The 20,905-nt window shown below is 64.4% G+C and carries 19 protein-coding genes; 9 read left to right on the top strand and 10 right to left on the bottom strand.

Going from position 1 to position 20,905, the window contains the following annotated elements; translation table 11 throughout:
- The first annotated feature begins 72 nt into the window (after positions 1 to 72).
- The 6 genes from ABXS05_RS06165 (at position 73) to ABXS05_RS06140 (ending at position 6,522) form a co-directional block, all read left to right on the top strand.
- Positions 73 to 1,593, top strand: a complete 1,521-nt coding sequence (locus ABXS05_RS06165; RefSeq protein ID WP_367623269.1) for a sugar ABC transporter ATP-binding protein — start codon at positions 73 to 75, stop codon at positions 1,591 to 1,593.
- Complete coding sequence (locus tag ABXS05_RS06160; protein ID WP_367623268.1) at positions 1,586 to 2,611, top strand: ABC transporter permease; 1,026 nt, start codon at positions 1,586 to 1,588, stop codon at positions 2,609 to 2,611. Before ABXS05_RS06165 ends, ABXS05_RS06160 begins: the two co-directional genes overlap by 8 nt.
- Positions 2,608 to 3,639, top strand: coding sequence for an ABC transporter permease (locus tag ABXS05_RS06155; protein WP_311941845.1), 1,032 nt, complete (start codon positions 2,608 to 2,610; stop codon positions 3,637 to 3,639). Before ABXS05_RS06160 ends, ABXS05_RS06155 begins: the two co-directional genes overlap by 4 nt.
- Before the next feature lie 10 nt (positions 3,640 to 3,649).
- Positions 3,650 to 4,498 carry a sugar phosphate isomerase/epimerase family protein gene (locus ABXS05_RS06150; protein ID WP_367623267.1) on the top strand — a complete coding sequence of 283 codons (849 nt, stop codon included), beginning with the start codon at positions 3,650 to 3,652 and terminating at the stop codon, positions 4,496 to 4,498.
- 381 nt (positions 4,499 to 4,879) lie between these two features.
- Positions 4,880 to 5,287, top strand: coding sequence for a hypothetical protein (locus ABXS05_RS06145; RefSeq protein WP_367623266.1), 408 nt, complete (start codon positions 4,880 to 4,882; stop codon positions 5,285 to 5,287).
- 374 nt (positions 5,288 to 5,661) lie between these two features.
- Positions 5,662 to 6,522 (top strand): hypothetical protein, encoded by an 861-nt coding sequence (locus ABXS05_RS06140; protein ID WP_367623265.1) that lies wholly within the window; start codon positions 5,662 to 5,664, stop codon positions 6,520 to 6,522.
- A gap of 46 nt (positions 6,523 to 6,568) precedes the next feature.
- On the opposite strand, the gene ABXS05_RS06135 is transcribed toward ABXS05_RS06140, so the two are convergent.
- From ABXS05_RS06135 to ABXS05_RS06120, 4 genes are all read right to left on the bottom strand, one after another.
- Positions 6,569 to 8,020, bottom strand: coding sequence for a sensor histidine kinase (locus tag ABXS05_RS06135; protein WP_367623264.1), 1,452 nt, complete (start codon positions 8,018 to 8,020; stop codon positions 6,569 to 6,571).
- Complete coding sequence (locus ABXS05_RS06130) at positions 8,017 to 8,691, bottom strand: response regulator transcription factor (RefSeq protein ID WP_311941833.1); 675 nt, start codon at positions 8,689 to 8,691, stop codon at positions 8,017 to 8,019. Before ABXS05_RS06130 ends, ABXS05_RS06135 begins: the two co-directional genes overlap by 4 nt.
- Before the next feature lie 51 nt (positions 8,692 to 8,742).
- The gene (locus ABXS05_RS06125; protein WP_311941830.1) at positions 8,743 to 9,117 is read right to left on the bottom strand and encodes a hypothetical protein; all 375 of its coding nucleotides are present in this window, start codon (positions 9,115 to 9,117) and stop codon (positions 8,743 to 8,745) included.
- 113 nt (positions 9,118 to 9,230) lie between these two features.
- On the bottom strand, positions 9,231 to 9,857 hold the full coding sequence (locus tag ABXS05_RS06120) for an outer membrane protein (RefSeq protein ID WP_367623263.1): 627 nt from the start codon (positions 9,855 to 9,857) through the stop codon (positions 9,231 to 9,233).
- A 925-nt stretch (positions 9,858 to 10,782) separates the two neighbouring features.
- Between ABXS05_RS06120 and xylB the strand changes: the two genes are divergently transcribed.
- Together xylB and ABXS05_RS06110 are read left to right on the top strand one after the other, a co-directional pair.
- Positions 10,783 to 12,240 (top strand): xylulokinase, encoded by a 1,458-nt coding sequence (gene xylB, locus ABXS05_RS06115; RefSeq protein ID WP_367623262.1) that lies wholly within the window; start codon positions 10,783 to 10,785, stop codon positions 12,238 to 12,240.
- A 117-nt stretch (positions 12,241 to 12,357) separates the two neighbouring features.
- Positions 12,358 to 13,572 (top strand): hypothetical protein, encoded by a 1,215-nt coding sequence (locus ABXS05_RS06110; RefSeq protein WP_367623261.1) that lies wholly within the window; start codon positions 12,358 to 12,360, stop codon positions 13,570 to 13,572.
- A 90-nt stretch (positions 13,573 to 13,662) separates the two neighbouring features.
- Here ABXS05_RS06110 and efeO (ABXS05_RS06105) read toward each other — a convergent pair whose 3' ends face one another.
- The 5 genes from efeO (ABXS05_RS06105) to ABXS05_RS06085 form a co-directional block, all read right to left on the bottom strand.
- Positions 13,663 to 14,493 carry an iron uptake system protein EfeO gene (efeO, locus tag ABXS05_RS06105; protein ID WP_311941818.1) on the bottom strand — a complete coding sequence of 277 codons (831 nt, stop codon included), beginning with the start codon at positions 14,491 to 14,493 and terminating at the stop codon, positions 13,663 to 13,665.
- A gap of 39 nt (positions 14,494 to 14,532) precedes the next feature.
- Positions 14,533 to 15,825 carry an iron uptake transporter deferrochelatase/peroxidase subunit gene (gene efeB / locus ABXS05_RS06100; RefSeq protein WP_311941815.1) on the bottom strand — a complete coding sequence of 431 codons (1,293 nt, stop codon included), beginning with the start codon at positions 15,823 to 15,825 and terminating at the stop codon, positions 14,533 to 14,535.
- 13 nt (positions 15,826 to 15,838) lie between these two features.
- Positions 15,839 to 17,008, bottom strand: coding sequence for an iron uptake system protein EfeO (efeO, locus tag ABXS05_RS06095; protein WP_367623260.1), 1,170 nt, complete (start codon positions 17,006 to 17,008; stop codon positions 15,839 to 15,841).
- A complete protein-coding gene (gene efeU, locus ABXS05_RS06090; RefSeq protein ID WP_367623259.1) occupies positions 17,005 to 17,844 on the bottom strand; it encodes an iron uptake transporter permease EfeU in 840 nt (279 codons plus the stop codon). Before efeU ends, efeO (ABXS05_RS06095) begins: the two co-directional genes overlap by 4 nt.
- Before the next feature lie 470 nt (positions 17,845 to 18,314).
- Positions 18,315 to 18,824 carry a hypothetical protein gene (locus tag ABXS05_RS06085; RefSeq protein WP_367623258.1) on the bottom strand — a complete coding sequence of 170 codons (510 nt, stop codon included), beginning with the start codon at positions 18,822 to 18,824 and terminating at the stop codon, positions 18,315 to 18,317.
- A 235-nt stretch (positions 18,825 to 19,059) separates the two neighbouring features.
- Between ABXS05_RS06085 and ABXS05_RS06080 the strand changes: the two genes are divergently transcribed.
- Positions 19,060 to 20,019, top strand: a complete 960-nt coding sequence (locus ABXS05_RS06080; protein WP_367623257.1) for a hypothetical protein — start codon at positions 19,060 to 19,062, stop codon at positions 20,017 to 20,019.
- A 43-nt stretch (positions 20,020 to 20,062) separates the two neighbouring features.
- On the opposite strand, the gene ABXS05_RS06075 is transcribed toward ABXS05_RS06080, so the two are convergent.
- A complete protein-coding gene (locus tag ABXS05_RS06075; protein ID WP_367623256.1) occupies positions 20,063 to 20,830 on the bottom strand; it encodes a glucose 1-dehydrogenase in 768 nt (255 codons plus the stop codon).
- Positions 20,831 to 20,905: the final 75 nt, after the last annotated feature.

Below are 20,905 nucleotides of genomic sequence, written 5' to 3'. Positions count from 1 at the left end.
CATTATTTGGGGGTGCCGGCTCGGCGCGCCGGCGTTTCGCTTCAATCCTTCCCTCCTGGCCGGGAGACCGTCATGGCCGCCACAGCCGCAATCACCGATACGCCTGCGACGCCGCTGCTTTTCCTGCGCAACATCTCCAAGCGCTTCGGGGGCGTGCGTGCGCTCGAAAACGTCTCCTTCGAGGTGCTCCCCGGAGAGGTCTTGTGTCTTGCCGGCGAGAATGGCTGCGGCAAGAGCACGCTGATCAAGCTGATCAGCGGCGTCTATCGCCCCGAACCGGGCGGCGAGATGCTGTTCGATGGGCGCACCATAGACGGCCTCAGTCCGGCGCGCGCCCGGGCTCTGGGCATCCAGGTCATCTGGCAGGACCTGGCACTCTTTCCCGAAATGGCGGTGGCCGAGAACATTGCCTTCGAACGCAATCTCGGCGGCGCCCCGCGCCTGGTCAACTATGCGGCCATGAAGGCGGAAGCGCGGCGCATCCTGGACCGGCTGGGTGTCGAACTCGATCTCGATGCGCCCGTGCGCACGCTTTCGATCGCCCAACGCCAGATCGTGGCGATCGCTCGTGCCCTGGTGGCCGACGCCCGGCTGGTCTTCATGGATGAGCCCACCGCCTCACTCAGCCAGGCGGAAACCGATGCGCTGCTGGTGATCGTCCGGCGCCTGTCGGCCGACGGTATCGCCGTGGTCTTCGTCAGCCATCGCCTGGCCGAGGTGCTCGATGTCTGCACCCGCGTCACCGTGCTGCGCGACGGCCATTATGTCGGCACCTATCCGACAGCCGGCATGACGCAGACCCGCCTGACCGAGCTGATGACCGGCAAGACCTTCGACCAGGCCGTGCAGGCGCGCGATCATTCCGCTTCGCCTGTGGTCTTGCAGGTGGAGAAACTGACGCGGCCGGGCGATTATGAGGATATCAGCCTCACGGTCCGGCGCGGGGAGGTCCTGGGCCTGACGGGGCGATTGGGGGCGGGGCGCACCGAACTCGCCCTGTCGCTCTTCGGCCTGACCCGGCCGAGTTCGGGCAGCATTCGTCTCGAGGGCAAGGCCTTGTCGCTTGCCTCCAACCGGGCCGCCATCGACGCCGGCATCGCCTATGTCTCGGAAGATCGCCTGCAGCTTGGCCTGGTCCAGCCGCAGTCGATCGGCGACAACATGGCCGTCACCGTGCTGGACAGGCTGCTCGATCTCTTCCGGCTGATTTCGCCGGCCCGGCGCAAATCGCTGGTCGATGACTGGGTCAAGGCCCTCGCCATCAAGGTCTCCAATCCCGACAATGCGGTGTCGACCCTGTCCGGGGGCAACCAGCAGCGCGTGGTGCTGGCGAAATGGCTGGCCACCAAACCGAAGCTGCTGATCCTGGATTCGCCCACGGTTGGCGTCGATGTCGGTGCCCGCGCCGGCATTTTCGCCATCATCCACCGGCTGGCGCAGGAAGGCATGGCCATCCTGCTGATTTCCGACGAGATCACCGAAGTCTATTTCAACGCGGATCGCATCCTGCACATGCGCGATGGTCGCATCATCGACGAATACATTCCGGGCGAAGTGTCCATCGACAAGATCGAGGAGGATGTGCATGCCTGACAAACGCAACTGGCCGATCGGCGCCACCGAGCGCTGGCTCATCCTGGTGATCCTGGCCCTCGTCGCGGGCCTTGCCCTCACCACCGACACCTTCTTCACCCTGTCGAACCTGTTCGACCTGATGAACACCTCGGCGGTGAACGTGATCTTCGCCGCCGGCCTCCTGGTGGTTCTGATCGCCGGCGGCATCGATATTTCCTTCGCCGTCGGTGCCTCGGTGGTGCAGTACCTCACAGCGCTGACGGTGATGCATCTGGGTGGCGGCAACTGGGCCGTCGGCCTGGTGGTCGCCGGCGGCTTCGGCTTCCTGCTCGGCGCCTTCAACGCCGCGCTGATCTATCATTTCCGCATCGTCTCGATCGTGGTGACGATCGCGACCTTCAACCTCTTCTTCGGCACGCTGATGTTCCTCACCGGCGGCGTCTCGCTTTACGACCTGCCGGACTGGCTGACGGACCGCATCGTGCTGTTCAGCGTTGCGACGGGCGACGGCTCGGCCGAATTGACGCTGCCCGTCGCCGTCATGGCGCTCTGCGTGTTCGCCACCTGGCTGTTGCTGCGCAGGACCACGCCGGGCCGCCAGCTCTACGCCATGGGTGACAATCCCGAGGCGGCGCGGCGGGTGGGCATCAATATCGGCGCCATGCATTATCTCGCCTTCGGCTGGCTCGGCCTGATGGCCGGTATTGCCGGGCTGATGCAGGCCCATTACGCGCAGGAAGTGGTGCCCAACGCGCTCTATGGCCGCGAGCTCGACGTTCTCGCCGCCGTGGTACTCGGCGGCGCCCGCCTCGGCGGGGGCAGGGGCACGCTGCTCGGAGCCATTCTCGGCATCTTCCTGGTCGCCATCACCGAGAACGGCCTGAACCTGCTCGGCATCACGCCCTATGCCTTCAAGATGATCATCGGCGCCATCATCCTGATCGCCATCACTTTGTCGAGCGACGGTGTCGCGCGGCTGATCGGATCCATGAAAGCCGGGTCCCGGCGCGCGCCCACAGCCCGGAGGGCGGCATGACGACACCGACATCGACCTCCAATCAGGCCGGCAAGTCCGGTTTCGCGAACCTGCTGAGCAGTGACATTGCCGGCCTGATCGGCTTCCTGGTCCTGGTGGTGGCGGCGCTGAGTTTCAGCACCGATCGCTTCTTCACGGCCACGACGTTCTCATCCATCGCCTTCCAGCTGCCCGAACTTGGGCTGCTGACCCTGGCGATGCTGATGCCGATCATTTCGGGCGGCTTCAATCTGGCGGCGACCTTCACGGCCAATATCGCCGGCCTTGCCATGGCCTGGGTGCTGCAATCCTATGGCGGGGTGGATGCCGGCGTCGGCGCCTTCGTCCTCGGGGTGGCCGCGGCATTGATTACCGGCGCGGCGGCGGGCTGGCTGATGGGCATCATCATCGCCTATACCGGCGCCCATCCCATCCTCGTCTCGCTCTCGATGATGATCTTCCTGCGTGGGCTCGGGGAATTCCTCACCCATGGCGGCGATATATCGGGCTTTCCCGATTTCGTGCGCGAGATCGGCCACGGCACGCTGATCGGCATTCCCGTGCCGCTCTGGATCCTCGCCGCGGCGGCCCTGCTCTGGCATGTGGTGATGACGCGGGCCCGGCTCGGTTTCGCCACCCGCATGATCGGCTCCAACATCGAGGCGACGCGCTATTCCGGCATCGATACCCGCCGGTCGGTGACGCTGATCTACACGCTGTCCGGCTTGATGTGCGGCATTGCCGGCGTGGTGATGCTCGCCCGCTTCAACTCGGTGCGTGTCGGCCATGGCGAGGCCTATCTCCTGATTACCGTGCTTGCCTGCTTCCTCGGCCGCGTCGATCCCTTCGGCGGGTTCGGGCGGGTGATCCCGGTGGTGATCGCCCTCATCATCCTGCAGGTCATCGCCTCCGGCCTGAACCTGCTCGGCGCCAACCAGCATCTGGCCACGGCGATGTGGGGCGCCTTCCTGCTGGCGGTCATGATCCTGCGCTGGGTCTGGGCCCGCGAGTTCCTCCAGTCTCTCTTCACCCAAAAGCCAACACATTGAGGATATTGCCATGAAGGGCTTCGGCATTCACACCAGCCTGTGGTCGCATAGCTGGACCCGCGAGGCGGCGGAGCTGTCGATCGCGGAGGCAGCCAAATACGGGCTGGCCTTCGTCGAGATCGCCCTGCTGGAGCCGGCCAAGGCCGATACCGGCCACACCCGGGCTCTCCTGGAAAAGCACGGCGTCGATGCGGTCTGCTCGCTCGGCCTGCCCAACGACTCCCGCCCCACCAACAATCCGGACAAGGCGCTGGAATTCCTCACCCTGGCGCTGGACAAGACTGCCGAGATCGGTGCCAAGGCCCTGTCCGGCGTCGTCTATGGTTCGATCGGCGAGCGCACCGGCAACCCGCCGACCGAGGCCGAATATGACGCGGTCGTCAAGGTGATGGACAAGGCGGCCGCCCATGCCCGTACGCTCGGCCTGGAACTCGGGCTGGAGGCGGTCAACCGCTACGAGAACCACATGATGAACACCACCGAGCAGGTGGTCCGCGTCATCGAACGCATCGGCGCGCCCAACGTCTTCCTCCATCTCGATACCTACCACATGAACATCGAGGAGAAGGGCCAGGCCAACGGTATCCTCAAGGCCGGAGTGCATCTCAAATATATCCACCTGTCCGAGAGCGACCGCGGTGTCCCCGGCACTGGCACGATCGCCTGGGATGAGGTGTTCGCGGGTCTGGCCGGCATCGGCTTCAAGGGTGGCATGGCCATGGAGAGTTTCATCCATATGCCGCCGCAGCTCGCTTCCGCCCTGTCGGTCTGGCGCCCCGTCGCCAACAGCCGCGAGGAGATCCTGGCGGAGGGCCTGCCCTTCCTGCGCAACAAGGCCAAGCAATACGGCCTGATCTGAACCCGTCTGCCGGTTCGGCCAACAAAAATCCTCCGGCCTCCATGGGTCGGAGGATTTTTGTTTGTCCGGCATGAGGGGGCATGCCCTACCGGCGGAAGCCATGTCGACCGGTTGGCAGCCGGACGGAGGGGACGCAATGTCCGTGCAATATGGGCGAGCGATAGGGGAAACATCGAAGGTTTCAGGGTGATTCGCGCCCTATGCCGGAAGGTGTCATCGTGGAAGACAGGCCATGTGTCCCTATCCCATCGCCGATGCAGCTTTGCTCGGCCTTTGTAGATCGTCTCAATATCTCGCACACGACGATTGTCTGGACGGCTGCCGGCTCAACTCGCCGGCAAGGACCCGTCCCGGTCACGCCTGATCGGAGGCGGCTGCGCGATGTTGGATCCGATCAAGCCGAGTTTCGATCGCATGCCTCGCCCCAATGGTCTGGCGGCGGCCATGGCGACAGCCGGGGTGGACGCCGCCTCGCTTGCACGCCGTGCCGGAGTGAATGCGGGCGATATCGATGCCTGGGCCCGCGGGCAACGCGACCTGCGACCGGCCATGGCCACGCGGCTTTCCGCCCATCTCCATACGACGGCGGCCGATCTGCTGATCGGTCTCGGCTGTGGCGAGCCACCGCGGCAAACGGGCTTGCTGCCATGCGACGAGACCATCGCCGGAGCCGCCGGACCAGTCTGGCTGGAGCGTCTCGCCGGCCGGGACAACCTGGCCGAGACCGTATTGATGCTGTCTGCGGCCATTCTCATGGGGATCGTCGGCTGTCTGGCCGTGCTGGACTAATGGCCTCCTCAGATGTCGAAGGTGACATAGATGAGGCCCAGCAATGCCAGCATGACGAAGAGCATGGCTGCGATGGTCAAGGTCCCGCACCTTCCCGTGTGAAGGATGGCACTATAGCGGAGGGGTGTTTCCCGAGTTTTTCCGCTTTGTGAAGCGCTGCGTCGCTCCCGCGTCGCGCCAGTTTCGGCATTGGGCCAGCGGCATCGGCTTATGCCGTCATATCGTTCTGGCCGAAACCTCTCTTCATTTTTCGGCGCGTTGCTTGGGGTTGCGGTTCTCCAGGGAACTGTGGCCCGGTATGCCCGAACCTATATCTCGGCGGGATCGGCGCGGCAGCAAGGCCTCTCGCGCAAACGATTGTGCACGGAGGTTCCATGTGGAAGTTCACTGAGCTCGCGGATTGGTGGAGCCAGCAGCAGAAGGAATCCGAAGCGATCCTGGACAAGTGGGTCGAGGATTCCAACTACAGCCAAGGCGCGATGATCGTGGGGGCCGGTACCAAGGCCCTGATGACGTTCGGTGCCGGTTTCGTCGACGTCTTGCGGCTTGGGGATGGGCTCGCCAAGGGCACGGCGGCCGGCGCCGGGCAGGATGGGCTGCGGCTCCTCGCGATCCTGCCGGTAGGCAAGGCGGCCCAGATGGTCCGCTCCGTCAAGGGCGCGGTCATGGCCAAGCTCATCGTCGACATCAATCCGAATGCCGGCATCTGCGCCTGGGTTGCTTCGGCCAAGGCCCTCACGCAGATCGGCGCCAAGGTCGACGGCAAGCTCTTCGTCACCGTGGACGACCTTGCAAAGGCGGCCGGCCTCGACATCGGTGCGCTCGGCGGCCTTTCCATGCAGGGGATGGAGAGGATGCTGACTCGGCTCGGTGCGCGTTGCGGCGCCATTCGTGTCGTCAAGGCGGAGCAGGACGTCGCGCGTATGGTCGGACACGATGGCAGCGTGGTGATGGTCATTGTGGAATTCGAACGCTCCGGCTCGATGAGCTACCATGCCTTTTATGCCTATCGAACGCCGATCGGGCAATTGCGCTACATGGACAGGACGGTGCAGGCGGCCAGTACCAAGATCTACCAGAGTATCGACGAGATCGCGAAGATCTATGGCACGGAAGCGATGAGGCCCATCCAGGCCATGAAGATCGAGAACATGTTCGTGAAGACCGTGGCGCATGAGCTACCGCGCCTGGTGCTGCCGGTACTCGGCGTCGTTGCCAGCGAAGACGGGCGCTGATCGCTCTGCGATTGGCCAGGCCCCGGTATGCCGAGCGGGTATTGCCTCAGGCCGCCGCGCGGAGCGGCGGAAGCTCGATCCGCACGTGAGCTCCTTTCCAGGAGCCGTTGACGATCGCGATGCTGCCGCCATGCAGCTGCGCGATCTGGCGGGCGAGATTCAGCCCGAGTCCGGCGCCGCGCGAAAGCGGATGCAGGCGATAAAAGGGTTCGAACACGTTCCTATGCTCCTCGGCCGGGATGCCTGGCCCTTCATCGCGCACCTCCAGGCCGCCGGCTGCGTCGACCGCCACCGTGATGGTGCCATGGCCGCCGCCATGCTCGATGGCATTGCGGATGATGTTGGCGAGAGCCTGCTCGATCTGCAGCACATTGGCTTCGACCTCGACCTTGCCGTGCGGCGGTTCGAAGGCCAGGTCGTAGCCGGCCTCGATCGCGAGCGGCGCAAAGTCGGCGGCGACGCGGCCGGCGAGTTCGGCAAGGTCGACCGCCTGCCGGTGGTTGGCGGGGCGATCGAGCAATTGATGGTCGAGCAGTTGCTGGGCCAGATGCGAGAGGCGCTCGATATCCTGCCTCAGCCGCAGGCTCTGCGGTTCTTCCTTCAACAATTCCGCCCGCGTGCGCAGAATGGCGATCGGTGTGCGCAGCTCGTGGGCGGCATCGGTCAGGAAGCGGTTGTGACGGTCGAAGCCTTGGGCGAGGCGGGCCAATGCCTGGTTGAACGCATGCACCAGCGGCACGATCTCCTGGGGCACGTTCTCGACCGGCAATTGCATGGCGCGCGTGCTGACATCGATGCGCGCGGCCTCGTTGGCGGTGCCGACCAGGCCGGCCAGGGAGCGGCGCACCACGGCGGGCGTCGTCACCAATGTGGTCACGCCCATGACGACGATGATCGGCACCAGGAAGATGGCAAGGCCCACGACGATGCCCGGGAGGACCCGGGCCCAATTGGCACTGCCGTCGGGATTGCGGGCCATGTCGACGGTGGCGGTCACGTTGATGATGAAGCCGTCCGCTTCGGCCCGCGAATGCAGGGTGGAGGTGACGATCTGGACCGGGCCGGCCTTGGTGTCCACTTTCTGCACATAGGCTTCCGGGCGCATTTCCCGGCCCTCTTCCTTGCCGGCGAAGCCGATATTGGCGTGATCGACCGCCCGCAGCAGGTCGCCGAGATCGCGATCATAGTCAGCCGGAACCGAGCCGATGCGCAGGCTCTGTCCCGACTGGTCGCGGATGATGTACCAGACATAGGGATATTCGGTACGGAAGTCGGCCAGTTCCTTGGTGTCGCTGACGATGAGCTTGCCGTCCTTGTCGCGGTCGATGGCACTGGTGATCGCGGCAACCGCCGCCTCGTTGTCGACCATGAGCTGGGGATTGGCGACCGAGAGCGCGGTGATGAACAGCACGATGAAGAAGACGAGCATCGCCGCCTGCAGCAGGATCAGCCGCCGCACCAGGATCCATTGCAGGGAGCGCGCTCGCGCCTGCTTCATGAGGCGGCCCGCAGGAGATAGCCGAGATTGCGGATGGCGCGGATCTCGATGCCGGCGGCGAGGTCGTCCAGCTTGCGGCGCAGGCGGGAAATATGCGCATCGAGCGCGTTGGAGCCGATCTCGTCGTCGAGGGCGTAGACAGCTTCCTCCAGCGCGCTGCGCATGATGGTGCGTCCCGGTCGGCGGATCAGCGTTTCCAGGACGAGGCGCTCACGCCGTGGCAGGTCGAGCGTCTGGTCGTCGATCAGCGCCTCACGATGGCGGAAGTCATAGGTGAGGCGGCCGACGACGGCCTGGTCGGCCCGCAACGTATAGGGGCGGCGGTGCAGGGCGCGCAGGCGAGCGACCAGTTCCTCGGTGGCGAAGGGCTTGCCCATATAATCGTCGGCACCGGCGTCGAGCCCGGAGACCCGGTCCTGCAGGCCGCTCATGGCGGTGAGGGCGATGACCGGCGCCTCGACATGCAGGGCGCGCAGGCGCGGGATCAAGGTCAGGCCTTCGCCGTCGGGCAGGCGACGATCGAGCACGATGGCGTCATAGGACCCGATGCGGGCCATTGCCTCGCCATCGGCCAGGTTCGAGGCATGGTCGACCACGACGTCCTGGCGTTCCAGGGCCGTCTTGAGCACGGACGCCATTTCCGGTTCGTCCTCGATCAGCAGGATGCGCATGGGACCCTTCGTCCGTCTTCAGTTCGCGCCGGTCTCGACAACGAGCCCGGATCACTCGCATTCCAGGCTTGGCTTGCGGAAATTCGTGATGAGCCAGCGCTCGCCTGCGGCGCGGGCGTAGAAGGTATAGAAGCATTCCTGTCGCTCGACATAGCCGGGCGTTTCCGTGGTTTCGACGTCGGTGCCTCGCCGGGTCCGGCGGACTTCGCTCCTGGCGCTGCCGGGCACCACATTGGTGGAAACCTTGCGCCACTGGTAGGCGCGCTGGCCAGGGCCGAGATCGAGTATGCTGGTCGGCGGCCCATAGTCCAGCATCACCGTTTCAACCGGGCCACCGACATAGTTCTTCATGACGGCGGAAGCGCAACCCGCCAATAGGAGAAGGCCTGCGGCGAGCGCGACTGCGAAAGCGCGATGAAAAGACATTGATGATTCCAGACTGTATTTGGCTCTAGAAGCTGAAGATTGCGCCGACATTACGAGGGGCCGACCGGATCCGGCCTGGTGCCGGATCCGGTCGGGGACCCCAACAGCGATCTCTAGAATCGGTAGTTGAGGCCCGCTTTCAAAGCGTGGCTGCCGATGTCTTCCTTGGCATGGCCGAAGGACGAACGCGTCTTCAGGCCGGGGGTGCGGACATAATTGTATTCGAGCTTGAAGGAGACCGTGTCGGAGAAGGCCTGTTCGACGCCGGCGCCCATCAGATAGCCGGTCTTCCAGCCGTCCCTGACGCGGGCGCCGCCGGTGCCCTCGAATTTGGTGAAGGCGAAGCCGGCCGTGCCGTAGAGCAAGGTGCGATCAAGGGCGATGCCGGCCCGGCCCTTCAGCGCGGCCCGCCATTTTTCCCTGATCTTGCCGCCTCGCGCCCGCCGCTCGGCGCCACCGAGATTGGACCCCTCGACTTCGGCGCCGATGACCGCCGGGCCAAGGCGCATGTCGTAACCCGTCTGGAGGCCCATTTGGAGGCTGTTGCCCTTGGCGAAGGGGTTGGCCGATTTGGCCGACGCTGCGCCGGCATGCACGCCGACATAGGAGCCGCTGAAGGACGGGGGCGGCGCGTAGCGGGGGGAAGTGTCGTAATAGTCCTCGGCCCAGGCAGGGCCGCAGCCGGTCACGGCGAGGGCCAACAGGCCTGCTGCGAGGGGGATGAGCAATTGCGTACGCACGTGTCTACTCCACTGCACGCGCCGACTGCTGCGCGGCAATTGCCACGGCGAGCCGGTGCGCGGATTGTCAGGTCCGGAGCCGTGTCTCCGCTGAGGGAGCGGCCCCTTTCGGGCTGTCTTTCGCCGGTGGTGACGGTTTGCCGAGATCACAACGCCCTGCGACGCACCGGCATCGGTAAGAATCACAGGGACGTACCGCAGCCAGGCGTTGCAGCGCTCGGCGTCAGAGGAGGAAACGACCAATGGCGGTTCGCCTCATCTCACCTGTCTCGATTCGAGCACCTGAAAGACATGGGCCATCATGCAGGCGAACATTACGTCCACATTGCGCTAGTAAATCTTTTGAATTATTTTAGGATCTGTAGGTGTATTCAATTATTATTCACGAATATTTCATAAAATCATTATTCCGGCTTGTATTCGTCAGAAGGTCGTTCGCCCTGTCGTACGAATTGTGGGAGCGGACCCGTGCGCTTGGTGCAATTCCCATCGGCTCGGTGCACGGTTCATGCGCGACCCGTCTTTCCGCCCGCCGATGCGCGGCCGTCAGGTTGTGTCCAAGCCCGCACGCCTCAGCCAGTCCCATGTCGAGTGCGAGGACGGGCCATTGAATCAGAGGCAAGCGCCGATGTTGTCAGAGGAGGATATCGGCATCGTGTTCACCCCACCGTACGACAAAAAAAGCATCAGGGGCTGTAGAGCGTAGGTGCCCTGGCCAGGACGGCGAATGGCGTCGCCGTCTACAGCCCCTGATGGAAGTCGGGGTCCACGAGCCCCTTGCATAGGTCAGGCGCAGTGACACGGCCGTGAAACTCGCGGTTCGACGCCCCGCGCCCGTATCCGCGCGCAGTTTCCGCAGGAGGGGGCTTGCCCCGGCTTTCCAGCCTGGCGCATGATCGATTCGAATAATTCTTCGGAGGAATGCGTGTTTCTAGGGCTTGATATCGGCACGTCTTCGGTCAAGGCGCTGCTCGCAGATGGCGAACAGCGCGTCGTTGCCAGCCACGACGTCGCGCTCACGGTGCAGCGGCCCCATCCCGGTTTTTCCGAACAGGCGCCACAGGCCTGGGTCGAGGCGGTGATATCGGCCGTCGATGCCCTGAAGGCGACCCACCCCAAGGAGATCGCCGCCGTCGAGGGCATCGGCCTGTCGGGCCAGATGCATGGTGCCGTGCTGCTCGGGGCCGACCATCAGCCGCTCCGGCCTGCGATCTTGTGGAATGACGGCCGATCCCATGCCGAATGTGCGGAACTGGAGGCCAGATGGCCTGATCTGCGTGCGGTGACCGGCAACAAGGCAATGCCGGGTTTCACGGCTCCCAAATTACTGTGGGTCGCCCGCCACGAGCCGGCGATTTTTGCCGCGACGCGCCTCGTGCTGTTGCCCAAGGCCTATGTGCGCCTGGCCCTGACCGGCGAGGCGATCGAGGAAATGTCGGATGCGGCGGGCTCGCTCTGGCTGGATGTCGGCCGGAGGGACTGGTCGGATGCGGCGCTTGCCGCCACCGGCCTGTCGCGCGAGGCCATGCCGCGCCTGGTCGAGGGCTCCGAGCCTGCCGGTCGCCTTCGGGCCGATCTCGTGGCGCGTTGGGGCATGGCCAAGGCCCCCTTGTTTGCCGGCGGTGCCGGAGACAATGCTGCCGGCGCGGTGGGCCTTGGCGCCATCAGGCCGGGCTCGGCCTTTCTTTCGCTCGGCACTTCGGGCGTGCTGTGGGCGACCACCGATCGCTTCCTGCCCAATCCCGCCCATGCCGTGCACGCCTTCTGCCATGCCGTGCCGAAGACCTGGCACCAGATGGGCGTGATTCTCTCGGCTGCCTCCAGTCTCGCCTGGATCGCCGGCGTGCTGCAGACCAAGGAGAGCGCCTTGCTGGCTCCGCTCGGCGACAAACCCGTGGCGCCGTCGCCGGTGCAGTTCCTGCCCTATCTTTCCGGCGAGCGGACGCCGCATGACGACACCGTCATCCGCGGCGCCTTCACCGGCCTCGCCCATGAGAACGGACGCGAAGCGATGGTGCAGGCCGTGCTGGAAGGCGTTGCCTTCGCCTTCGCCGATTGTCGCGATGCCCTGGCGGCAGCGGGAACCGACATTGCCGGCGCCGACGTGATCGGTGGCGGTTCGCGCTCGCGCTTCTGGCTCGAAATCCTCGCCAATGTGCTGGGATTTCCGGTTTACCGCCTGGCCGATGGCGAGACCGGCGGGGCTTTCGGCGCGGCGCGCCTGGCGCGTCTGGCCGTCTCCGGCGAGGATCCGCTGGCGGTCTGCACCCCGCCGCACCGTGTCGAGACGATCGAGCCCGACCCCGTGCTGGCGCCGGCCTATGTCGAGGCCCTGGCCCGTTGGCGCGGGCTCTATCCGGCGCTGCGATCGGCGACTGCCTGAAAGGCTATATCGCAGAGGTATTTTGCGCCGGGGCGAGCGCAATTTTGCCGTCTTGTACCGTAAGTTGGTCTGGAACAGGCGCTCAATTCCCGCGGCGCCGTAGGGATGGCAATTCCGTTGACACGCACTTTGCTGCTCGCGTCCGTTCTGATGAGCCTTTGCCTTGCTCCTGCTGCGGCGCAGGACGCATCGCCTTCTCCACCGCCGCCGCCGGCATTGCCGCCCCAGCCATCTTCTCCGCCACCGGCCAAGGCCCTGCCGAGTGCAGCCGCCTTCAAGCTCGCCGAGAGCATCGTCTTCTTCTACGTGCGCAAAGATCCTGCGGCGGTGCCCGACATGCTCGCTGCCATGAGGAACTCGCAAACGATCGCCGGCACCGGTCTCTCGCGTGCAACACTGGCCGGCTTTTTCTCCATGCTGTTCCTGCAGAACCGCGCCCGGGTGGGCGGCTGGATCGGGGCCGGCGCCGACTATCCGGCCGACAGCAAGTCGGTCCTCATCTTCGCGCTGTGGCAGTCGGGCAATGCCGATCTGATTGCTTCGCTTTTCCACGAGGAGCCCGGCTTTCTCAGGGACAAGCCCGGCAATCTCTACACGCTGGCGCCAAGCCGGCCGGTGGAGATGGATCTCAAATGGGGGGCCTTCTTTGCAACCGGCAATCCCGGTTTCCTCGCAACCTTGGTCGACGCGCTCGATCCGGGTAGGGCGTTGACCGGCAGCAACGAGCTCGACAAGTCGATCCGCATCAATGCTGCGCAAGGCCTCGCCTATAATCTGCGCCAGCATGAGGTGTTGGAACGCTATCTGCGGCGGCGGGCCGTAGAAGCTTCGGGCCCTTACAAGCAGGCGCTCGACGCCCTGTTGGCGAGTAGAAGCCAGATCTTCAAGCCTGCCCCCGACCGCGACGGTGATTTTTCAGGCAGCATCGCCATGCTCAAGCTGCCCGACAAGTCAGGAGCGAATGGTGACGTCCCTGAGGCGGCGGTTCTGACCGGGACGATGCCGCAGGCACGCCGCGGCGATACCATCGGCGTGACCGTGCTGTTTTCCGGTATGGCCCTGCAGGAGGATCTTTCTGCGAATGTGAGCTACGACATCAAGGTGACCGGGCCCGACGGCTCAGTCGATCCCCGTTCGGCGCAGCAGGACGTGACGGCGCTCAAGGAAAAGGTTGGCGGCCGCTTCAACCTGGTCGACAGCCGCTCGACCCTGTCCGTTCATTTCGAGCCGAACGACAAGCCTGGCCCCTATCGGATCGACGTCCTGCTCAAGGACAATGTCGGCGATCGCAAGGTCACATTGACCCGCTCGATCGAACTGATCGACAAATAGAGAGGCTGTCATGGTTCACAACAGCCTCTAGCCGCGAGCGATGGGCGGGCCCGAAGGCCCGCCGCCCGACAGAGCATTCCGCTCTGGATTTCAGTTCAAGCCGAGTGTGCCGCGCAGCTTGGAAAGATCTTCCGCCAGCGTGGTGATCGGACCCTGCAGGGCCGTACGGTCCTCAGGTGTCAGCTTGTCATAGGTCTCGTAGCCGTCCTTGGTCTTGTACTTGGCCAGGATCTTCTCGACCGTCTCGAAATTCGTGCCGATCTTCTTGGACAGGTCCTTGTCGGCCTTGACCGTCAGCGGATGCAGGAGATCGACGATCTTGCGGGCGCCGTCGATATTGGCCTTGAAGTCCCACAGATCGGTGTGGCTGTAGCGATCTTCCTCGCCGGTGATCTTGGTTGCGCCGACTTCCTCGATCAGCGCAGCGGCACCGCCCACCATTTTCTCGGGCGGAATGGTGAGGCCGGCGATGCGCTTCTGCAGTTCGGCGACATCGGTGTTCAGCTTGTCGGCGAAGCTGGAGAGACCCTCGGTGCTCTTCTTTTCGAACAGGCCATATTCAAGGCGATGGAAGCCGGTAAAGGCATCGTCGGCCTCTTTCTTCTCATGATCGTCGGCGCGCGAATCGATGCTGCCGTCGAGATCGGAGAAGAGCTCGGCGACCGGCTCGATCATCTCGTAGTGGAAGCGGGTGGGGGCGTAGAGGGCCTGGGCCTTCTTGAGATCGCCGGCCTTGACCGCAGCCGTGAACTTGGCGGTGTCTTCCACCAGTTTCTTGACGCCCTTGCTGATATAGACCTTGTAGTCGGCCACGGGCTGGACCAGGTCCAGCGGGGAGACGGCCGGCGCGTTGGCGCTGGCGGTCGTGGCAAGACCGATAATCGCGGCGCCCAGCAGCATGCGCCATTTGAGATGTGTCATGGGGTTCTCTCTCTCTTCAGTTCAAGGTTGAAGGATCGTTCACGCGGTCTCCGCCAGCAGGGACTGGCCGAGAAAGGCTGTCTTGTCGGGAATGCCGGGCAGGATGAAGAAGTAGCCGCCGCCGACTGGCTTGATGTATTCCTCCAGCGGTTCGCCGTTCAGGCGTTGCTGGACCGTGGCAAAGCCGGCATCCAGATCGGACTGGAAGCAGATGAAGAGCAGTCCCATGTCGAGCTGGCCCGACTTGGTGATGCCGTTGGAATAGTTGAAGGGACGGCGCAGGATCAGATTCCTGCGCGAGTCCGCCGTGCGCGGATTGGCAAGGCGGATATGGGCGTCCAAAGGCGTACGCTTGCCTTCCGGATCGTCGTGATAGCTCGGGATGTCGGCTTCGACCTTCATGCCGAGCGGTGCGCCGTTCGGCTTGTGCCGGCCCATGATGGCTTCCTGCTCGCCAAGCGGCGTGCGGTCCCAGCGCTCCACGAAATTGCGGATGATGCGCACCACGCCGTAGCTGCCGCCGGTCGCCCAGGCAGGCTCCGTGGCGCCATGCTGGACCCAGACCAGGCGGTTCATCTCGGCCTCGTCCTTGTGGTCGGGATTGGCCGTGCCGTCCTTGAAGCCGAGCAGGTTGCGCGGTGCCGATTGGGTTTCGCCTGTCGCGCGCGGTGGCGGCACGAAGCCTTCCTGCTTCCAGCGCACCATCAGCAGATCCGGCGTGTTCTTCACGATGTCGCGCAGGGCATGCAGGTTGCTGTCGGTGGTGTTGGAGCAGATCTGGATCATCAGATCGCCGTGGCAGAGTTCGGCCGACAGCGCGTCGTTGGGAAATTGCGGCATCTTGATCAGCTGCCGCGGCTTCTTGTCGGCGAGCCCGAAGCGTTGGTCGAACAGCGAGGCGCCCACGCCCACGGTGATGGTGAGATTGTCCGGGGAGACCACGGGCCCCATCAGCCCGGAATCGGGGGGCGGGAACTTCGGATCGATCACCGGCGGCGTGCCGCCCTGGGTGAGGAAAGCGATGCGATCGGTGAGGACACGGAACAGGCGTTCGAGATCGCTGCGTTTGGTGGCGAGGATGTTGAAGGCGACCACCAACCCCATCGGCGGGCGATCGGTGGTGACGCCGGCTTGGTGGGCCCCGAGATAGGTCACACGGTCGCTGAGATGGCCGGTGGAACCGGCTTCCTCCGCAGCTGCCTGCTGACTTGGCAGGGTAGCCAGCAGCGCGCCGCCGCCGGCGGCGCCGAGGCCCAGCAGCATGGAGCGTCGGCCCGGAGAACGCGGGGCGTCCGTGTCAGGTTGGGGCGGGCAGGGGGTCTTGTCGGTCATTGTTCCTTCCCCTTCAGTCGAGGCCTAGCGTGCCGCGTAGCGTCGACAGGCTTTCGGCCAGCGTCGTTACCGGCTTTTGCAGGGCCACACGATCGTCCTGGCTCAAGGTGTCATAGGATTTGAAGCCGCCGTCGGGCGTGCGGTATTTGGCAAGGATGGCATTCACGGCGGCGAAATTGTCGTCGATGCTCTTCTGGCGCGCCGCATCTGCCTTGGTGGTCAGGGGGGCGAGCAGTTCGACGATCTTGCGGGCCCCGTCGATATTGGCCTGGAAGTCCCACAGATCCGTGCGGCTGTAGCGGTCTTCCTCGCCGGAGATCTTGTTGGAGGCGACTTCCTCGATCAGCACGGCCGCGCCGCCGACCATCTTGGAAGGCGGTACGACCAGGGTCGAGATCCGGTTCTGCAGCTCGGTGACATCGGCCTGCAATTTGTCGGCGAAAGGCGCGAGCCCCTCGGTGCTGCCCTGCTTGAACAGGCCGTATTCCAGACGATGGAAGCCGGTAAAGGCCGGATCGGCCTCCAGCTTCTCGAAGACATCGGCGCGGGCGTCGATCGACTTGTCGAGATCGGAAAACAGTTCGGCAACGGGCTCGATGCGCTCATAGGACTGGCGGGTCGGCGCATAGAGTTCACGGGCCTTGGCGAGGTCGCCGGCCTTGATCGCGTCGGTGAAGGCCTTGGTCGCTTCGGTGAGGTCGTCGACCTCCAGGGTGACATAGACCTTGTACTCGGCCAGCGGCCCGATCAACTGCGTCAGGCTCGGCTTGACCTCTTTGGGGGCATTGGCGAGCGCGGTGACCTTGAGCTTGCCCCTGGGATTGGTGAGCAGGCCGCAGGCGATCTCGTAGTCGCCCGGCTCGAGCTTGGCGGTCAGCTTCTGGGTGAAGCCGGGAGCGATGTTTTCGCGCTCCTCCACCACCATCACGCCTTGCAGGATCTCCCATTCCATCGCCCGGTTGCTCTTGTTGGTGATGGCGAAGGTGGTGCGCCCTTCGGGAACCGTCAGTTCGTTCGGCTCGCAGGCCGTCGCCGTGACGGCGATGGCGACGGTATCGCCGGTCTTGGCCGTCTCGGATCCCGGCGGCTTGGCGACCAGGAAATAGGTGCCGACGCCCACCGCCACGATGAGGGCGAGCATGCCGGCCCCGACAGCCGGATAATTGATGCGCGGGGCTGTCACGATCGTGCGGCCTTCGATTTGGATGGGGACGGAGAGGTTGGCGCCATCAGGAAGAGGAACAGCGCCGGGATGAGATAGAGGAGATAGGCGATCACCTCGCCATGGGTGGGCGTGTCGTGATAGCCGAACAGGCCGCCGAGCACGGTGCCGAGCGTGCTGTCGCCGGGCAGGATGCCGGAGATGTCGAAGGCGATGCCCTGCAGATGGTTCCACAGGCCGGCTTCGTGCAGCGAGCGCACCGCCGTCGCCACCAGGCCGGCCGCCACGAAGATGATCAGGATGCTGGTCCAGCGGAAGAACAGGCGCAGATTGAGGCGGGCGCCGCCGTAATAGAGCGCGATACCGAAGACGGCCGCGCAGACGAGGCCGAGCGCAGCACCGAGCGGCGCGCCATAGCCGACATTCTGTTCGAAGGTCGCCAGCAGGAAGAAGGCCGATTCCAGCCCTTCGCGCGCGACCGCCAGGAAGACCATGCCGACCAGCGCAAGGCCTTGATGGTCCGATGAAGCCAGGGCGGCATCGACGGAATGCTGCAGTTCGGCCTTGATGCTGCGCGAGGCCCGCACCATCCAGAACACCATGGCGGTCAACAGGCAGACCGCGATCAGGCCGACCACGGCCTCGAACAGTTCCTGGGTGCGCTGGGGAAATTCGGCGCTGGCGACGTGCAGCGCGACGAACACGGAAAAAGAAAGGCCAACGGCCAGGATGATGCCGCACCACACGGCCGGCATCCAGGCGCTTCGCCCGGTGACACGCAGATAGCTCGCAACAATGCCGACGATCAGCGCTGCCTCGATGCCCTCCCTGAGCATGATGAGAAATGGTACGAGCATTGTGTCGTTCCTGCGCGCCCCCACAGCCGATGCAAGATTAACAATCGGCAAGCTATTACACGCGTTCAATTCTGCTGAACAAGGGGCTATGACGCAGAAAACCGTTATGGATCAAAGATAAGAGTGATTCTAAATTATAGTTCATAGCAGTTCTAAATTGTGCAATTCCTGATATATTTTTAGAGTTATTCCAAAGCGGGCAAATAATCCTGTCTTCTCCGAGAGCTGCGCTCGGGCTAACTGCGCTGGCGAGCGTGTGCGGGAAGATTCGACCCGCCGACGATCCCGCTCATGCGGAAGGCCATGCGGTCTTGAATGACCGTCCGAATGCCGGTGCGTTTGCGATTTGATGGCCTCTGCAAGAATCGCAAATGCGCACCGACTACGACGAGCGAGGGCGAAAAGGCATTCGGCCGGGAGCGCCTTGCTCCGGGATCGGTGAGAAGCCCCTTCTCCGGATGCCCGAAAGATTACCCGCGCCTTTGCGAGACGGTAGCCCGGAATACGGCGGCGACGCGGGCCGCAAAGCTGCGGGCGGCGGTGACCACGGCCCAGATCGGGGTGCCTTTCAGCCAGTCGAGCAACATCCGGCGGATCCAGTCGATCAGGCCCATGAACCAGGCGAACCAGCCTATGGTCATCAGCTTGGGCTTGCCGGCGGCATAGATGCGCTCGATCAGCAGGAAGCTCGCGAGATAGGCGATGGCCAGGATGAGAAGGCCACGAACCAGCCGGCCCTGGCCCAGGAGCAACAGGCCGTAGATCTTCAAGGGTTCGGCTACGGCAAGAGGTACGGCGAGGAGAACGAGGATGACGAAACGCGGCAGCGCCGCGACGGCGCGCTCCCCGATTTCGACGAGGCGCAGGGCGGCGAAGCGGCGGATCAGTGGTCCGTAGACCGGGCGGGCCAGTTCGTCGATGATCACCAGGATCGCAAGGAGGACCTGCAGCGGCAGGAGGACGAGGCGCTTGAGCGTCATGGCAGTACAGGATCCTCGAACGGACGGCGGGCCAGGGAAAGCCGCATCCGGTGAATGTGAGAAGCTGCCGCGCAGTTGGCAACGCCCATTCCACGATATTCCCACGCGGTGTTTACGCTTTCGACCGTCAATGGGGAGTGGCGATGCCGCCTTGGTGGCATTTCTCCCACTTTTGCCTTATTGCGCGGGGTGTAATGAGCGAGCCCGGCAGGGGGCGTTCGGTTCAGGAGAGACGATGGAAGCGCGCGAACGTATCGGCCTGGCGGCTCTTGGCACGATCGGGCTGGTGTTGGCTGTCGGCGGTTTTGTGCTGCACAGCCCAGCCCCGCATTCCGCCGTGGCGGAAGCGGCGATGGCGGGCGCGGAGACGACGAACCCGCAGCCGGTACCCGCAGTAAAGGCGGGCCAGGCTCCTGCACCGATCCCCGCGGCACAACCCACCCCCTATGCCGACTGCCTGCGCAAGGGGATCGGGATGAAGCTCGGCAGGGCGAGCCTGCGTGTTTCCGGTCCGCCAGCCTTGACGCTGGTGACGGGAGAGAAAGCTGACGAGGAGATCAATTTCTCGACCAAGGCCGGATTGGAGAAAGCCTGTTCGCAGCCCGAGGTGACGGCCAAGGCGTTGGTGCTCACGCTGGAGGCGATGGACAAGCCCTTCGGCGCGGCAGCGAGCTGGCGGGCAGAATTCTGCAAGGAGGGCGAGGATACCGCTACGCTCTTCCTGTGTCGTGGCGAGGAACGGCCGAGCGGGGCGCTGCGCTCGTTGGCCACCATTGCGCTCTATGAACCCGCTTCCTTCCAGGGCGACAGCATGTTCCAGACGCAGGCCCCGGACCTCGACAATTTCAAGGCTTGGAAGGATCGGCTGACCAAGGCGGGGACGCCGCCTCCCGCCCAGCCGGACGGCGACTATGACGTCTATCCAGGCGGGATCTGGCTCGAACGCGATGCCAAATCCGCTGCGCCCTTCCTGGTTTCCTGTGACGTGGACGGCCTGCCGGTCACGGGCGAGCATTATTGCGTCGGCACGCTCGGCCTTGAAGGGGGCCTGCGGGCGCGGCTGGAGTTTCGGACGGTGACGCCGCAGATCGGCCGCGAGGCTGCGGCAGCGGCGGCCCACTTCAAAGTCCTGCTGGCGGCCTGGCAGGCCGCAGCGTCGCAGTCTGCACCAGTCTCTTCCCAGTCCGGAAAATAGCTCTTGCCGCAGCGCTGTCGGGGCGATGATACCGTAGGATTCCTCAGACACAGGCCGTGAGGCCGCCGTCGACATAGAGGATGTGGCCGTTGACGAAATTGGAGGCATTGCCGGCGAGGAAGATGGCGGCTCCGGCCAACTCCTCGACCTTGCCCCAACGTCCCGCCGGCGTACGCGCCTCGACCCAGGCGGAGAAGGCAGCGTCCTGCATCAGCGCCGTGTTGAGCTCGGTTTCGATATAGCCCGGACCGATGCCGTTGACTTGGATATTGTAGCGAGCGAGTTCTGCGCACAGGGCCTTGGTCATCGTGCGCACGGCGCCCTTGGCAGCGACATAGGGCACGATGTTGGCGCGGCCAAGTTCGCTCATCACCGAGCAGATGTTGATTATCTTGCCGGAACGCCGTGCGATCATGCCGCGCGCCGCGGACTGTGCGACCAGGAAGACACCCTCGACATTGGTGGATTGCACGTCGCGGAAGGCGTCGAGCGGAAAGTCCACGAAAGGGGCCCGGCGCTGGATGCCGGCATTGTTGACCAGGATGTCGAGGCGGCCATGGCGGGCTTCGATGGCCGAGATCGTCGTTTCCACGCCGGCGGGGTCGGTGACGTCGAAGGCGGCCGTCTCCACGGTCAGGCCTTCTTCGGTGAGTTGGCGGGCGGCGGCATCGAGCCTGGCCTGGTTGCGGCCGTTGAGAACGACGGTCGCACCGGCGCCGGCCAGTCCGCGGGCAATGGCCAAGCCGATTCCCTGGCTGGAGCCGGTGACGAGGCCGATCCGCCCCGTCAGGTCGAAAATATCAGTGAGCATGGCGAACCTCCCGCCATCAAGCTATCGCTTGGGCCGGCAGGCAGCCAGGCGTTTTCATCTGACCAATAAAAAAGG

The organism is Labrys neptuniae, assembly GCF_040797145.1.
Lineage (GTDB): Bacteria > Pseudomonadota > Alphaproteobacteria > Rhizobiales > Labraceae > Labrys > Labrys neptuniae.
This window is presented reverse-complemented; position numbering and strand designations above follow the sequence as displayed.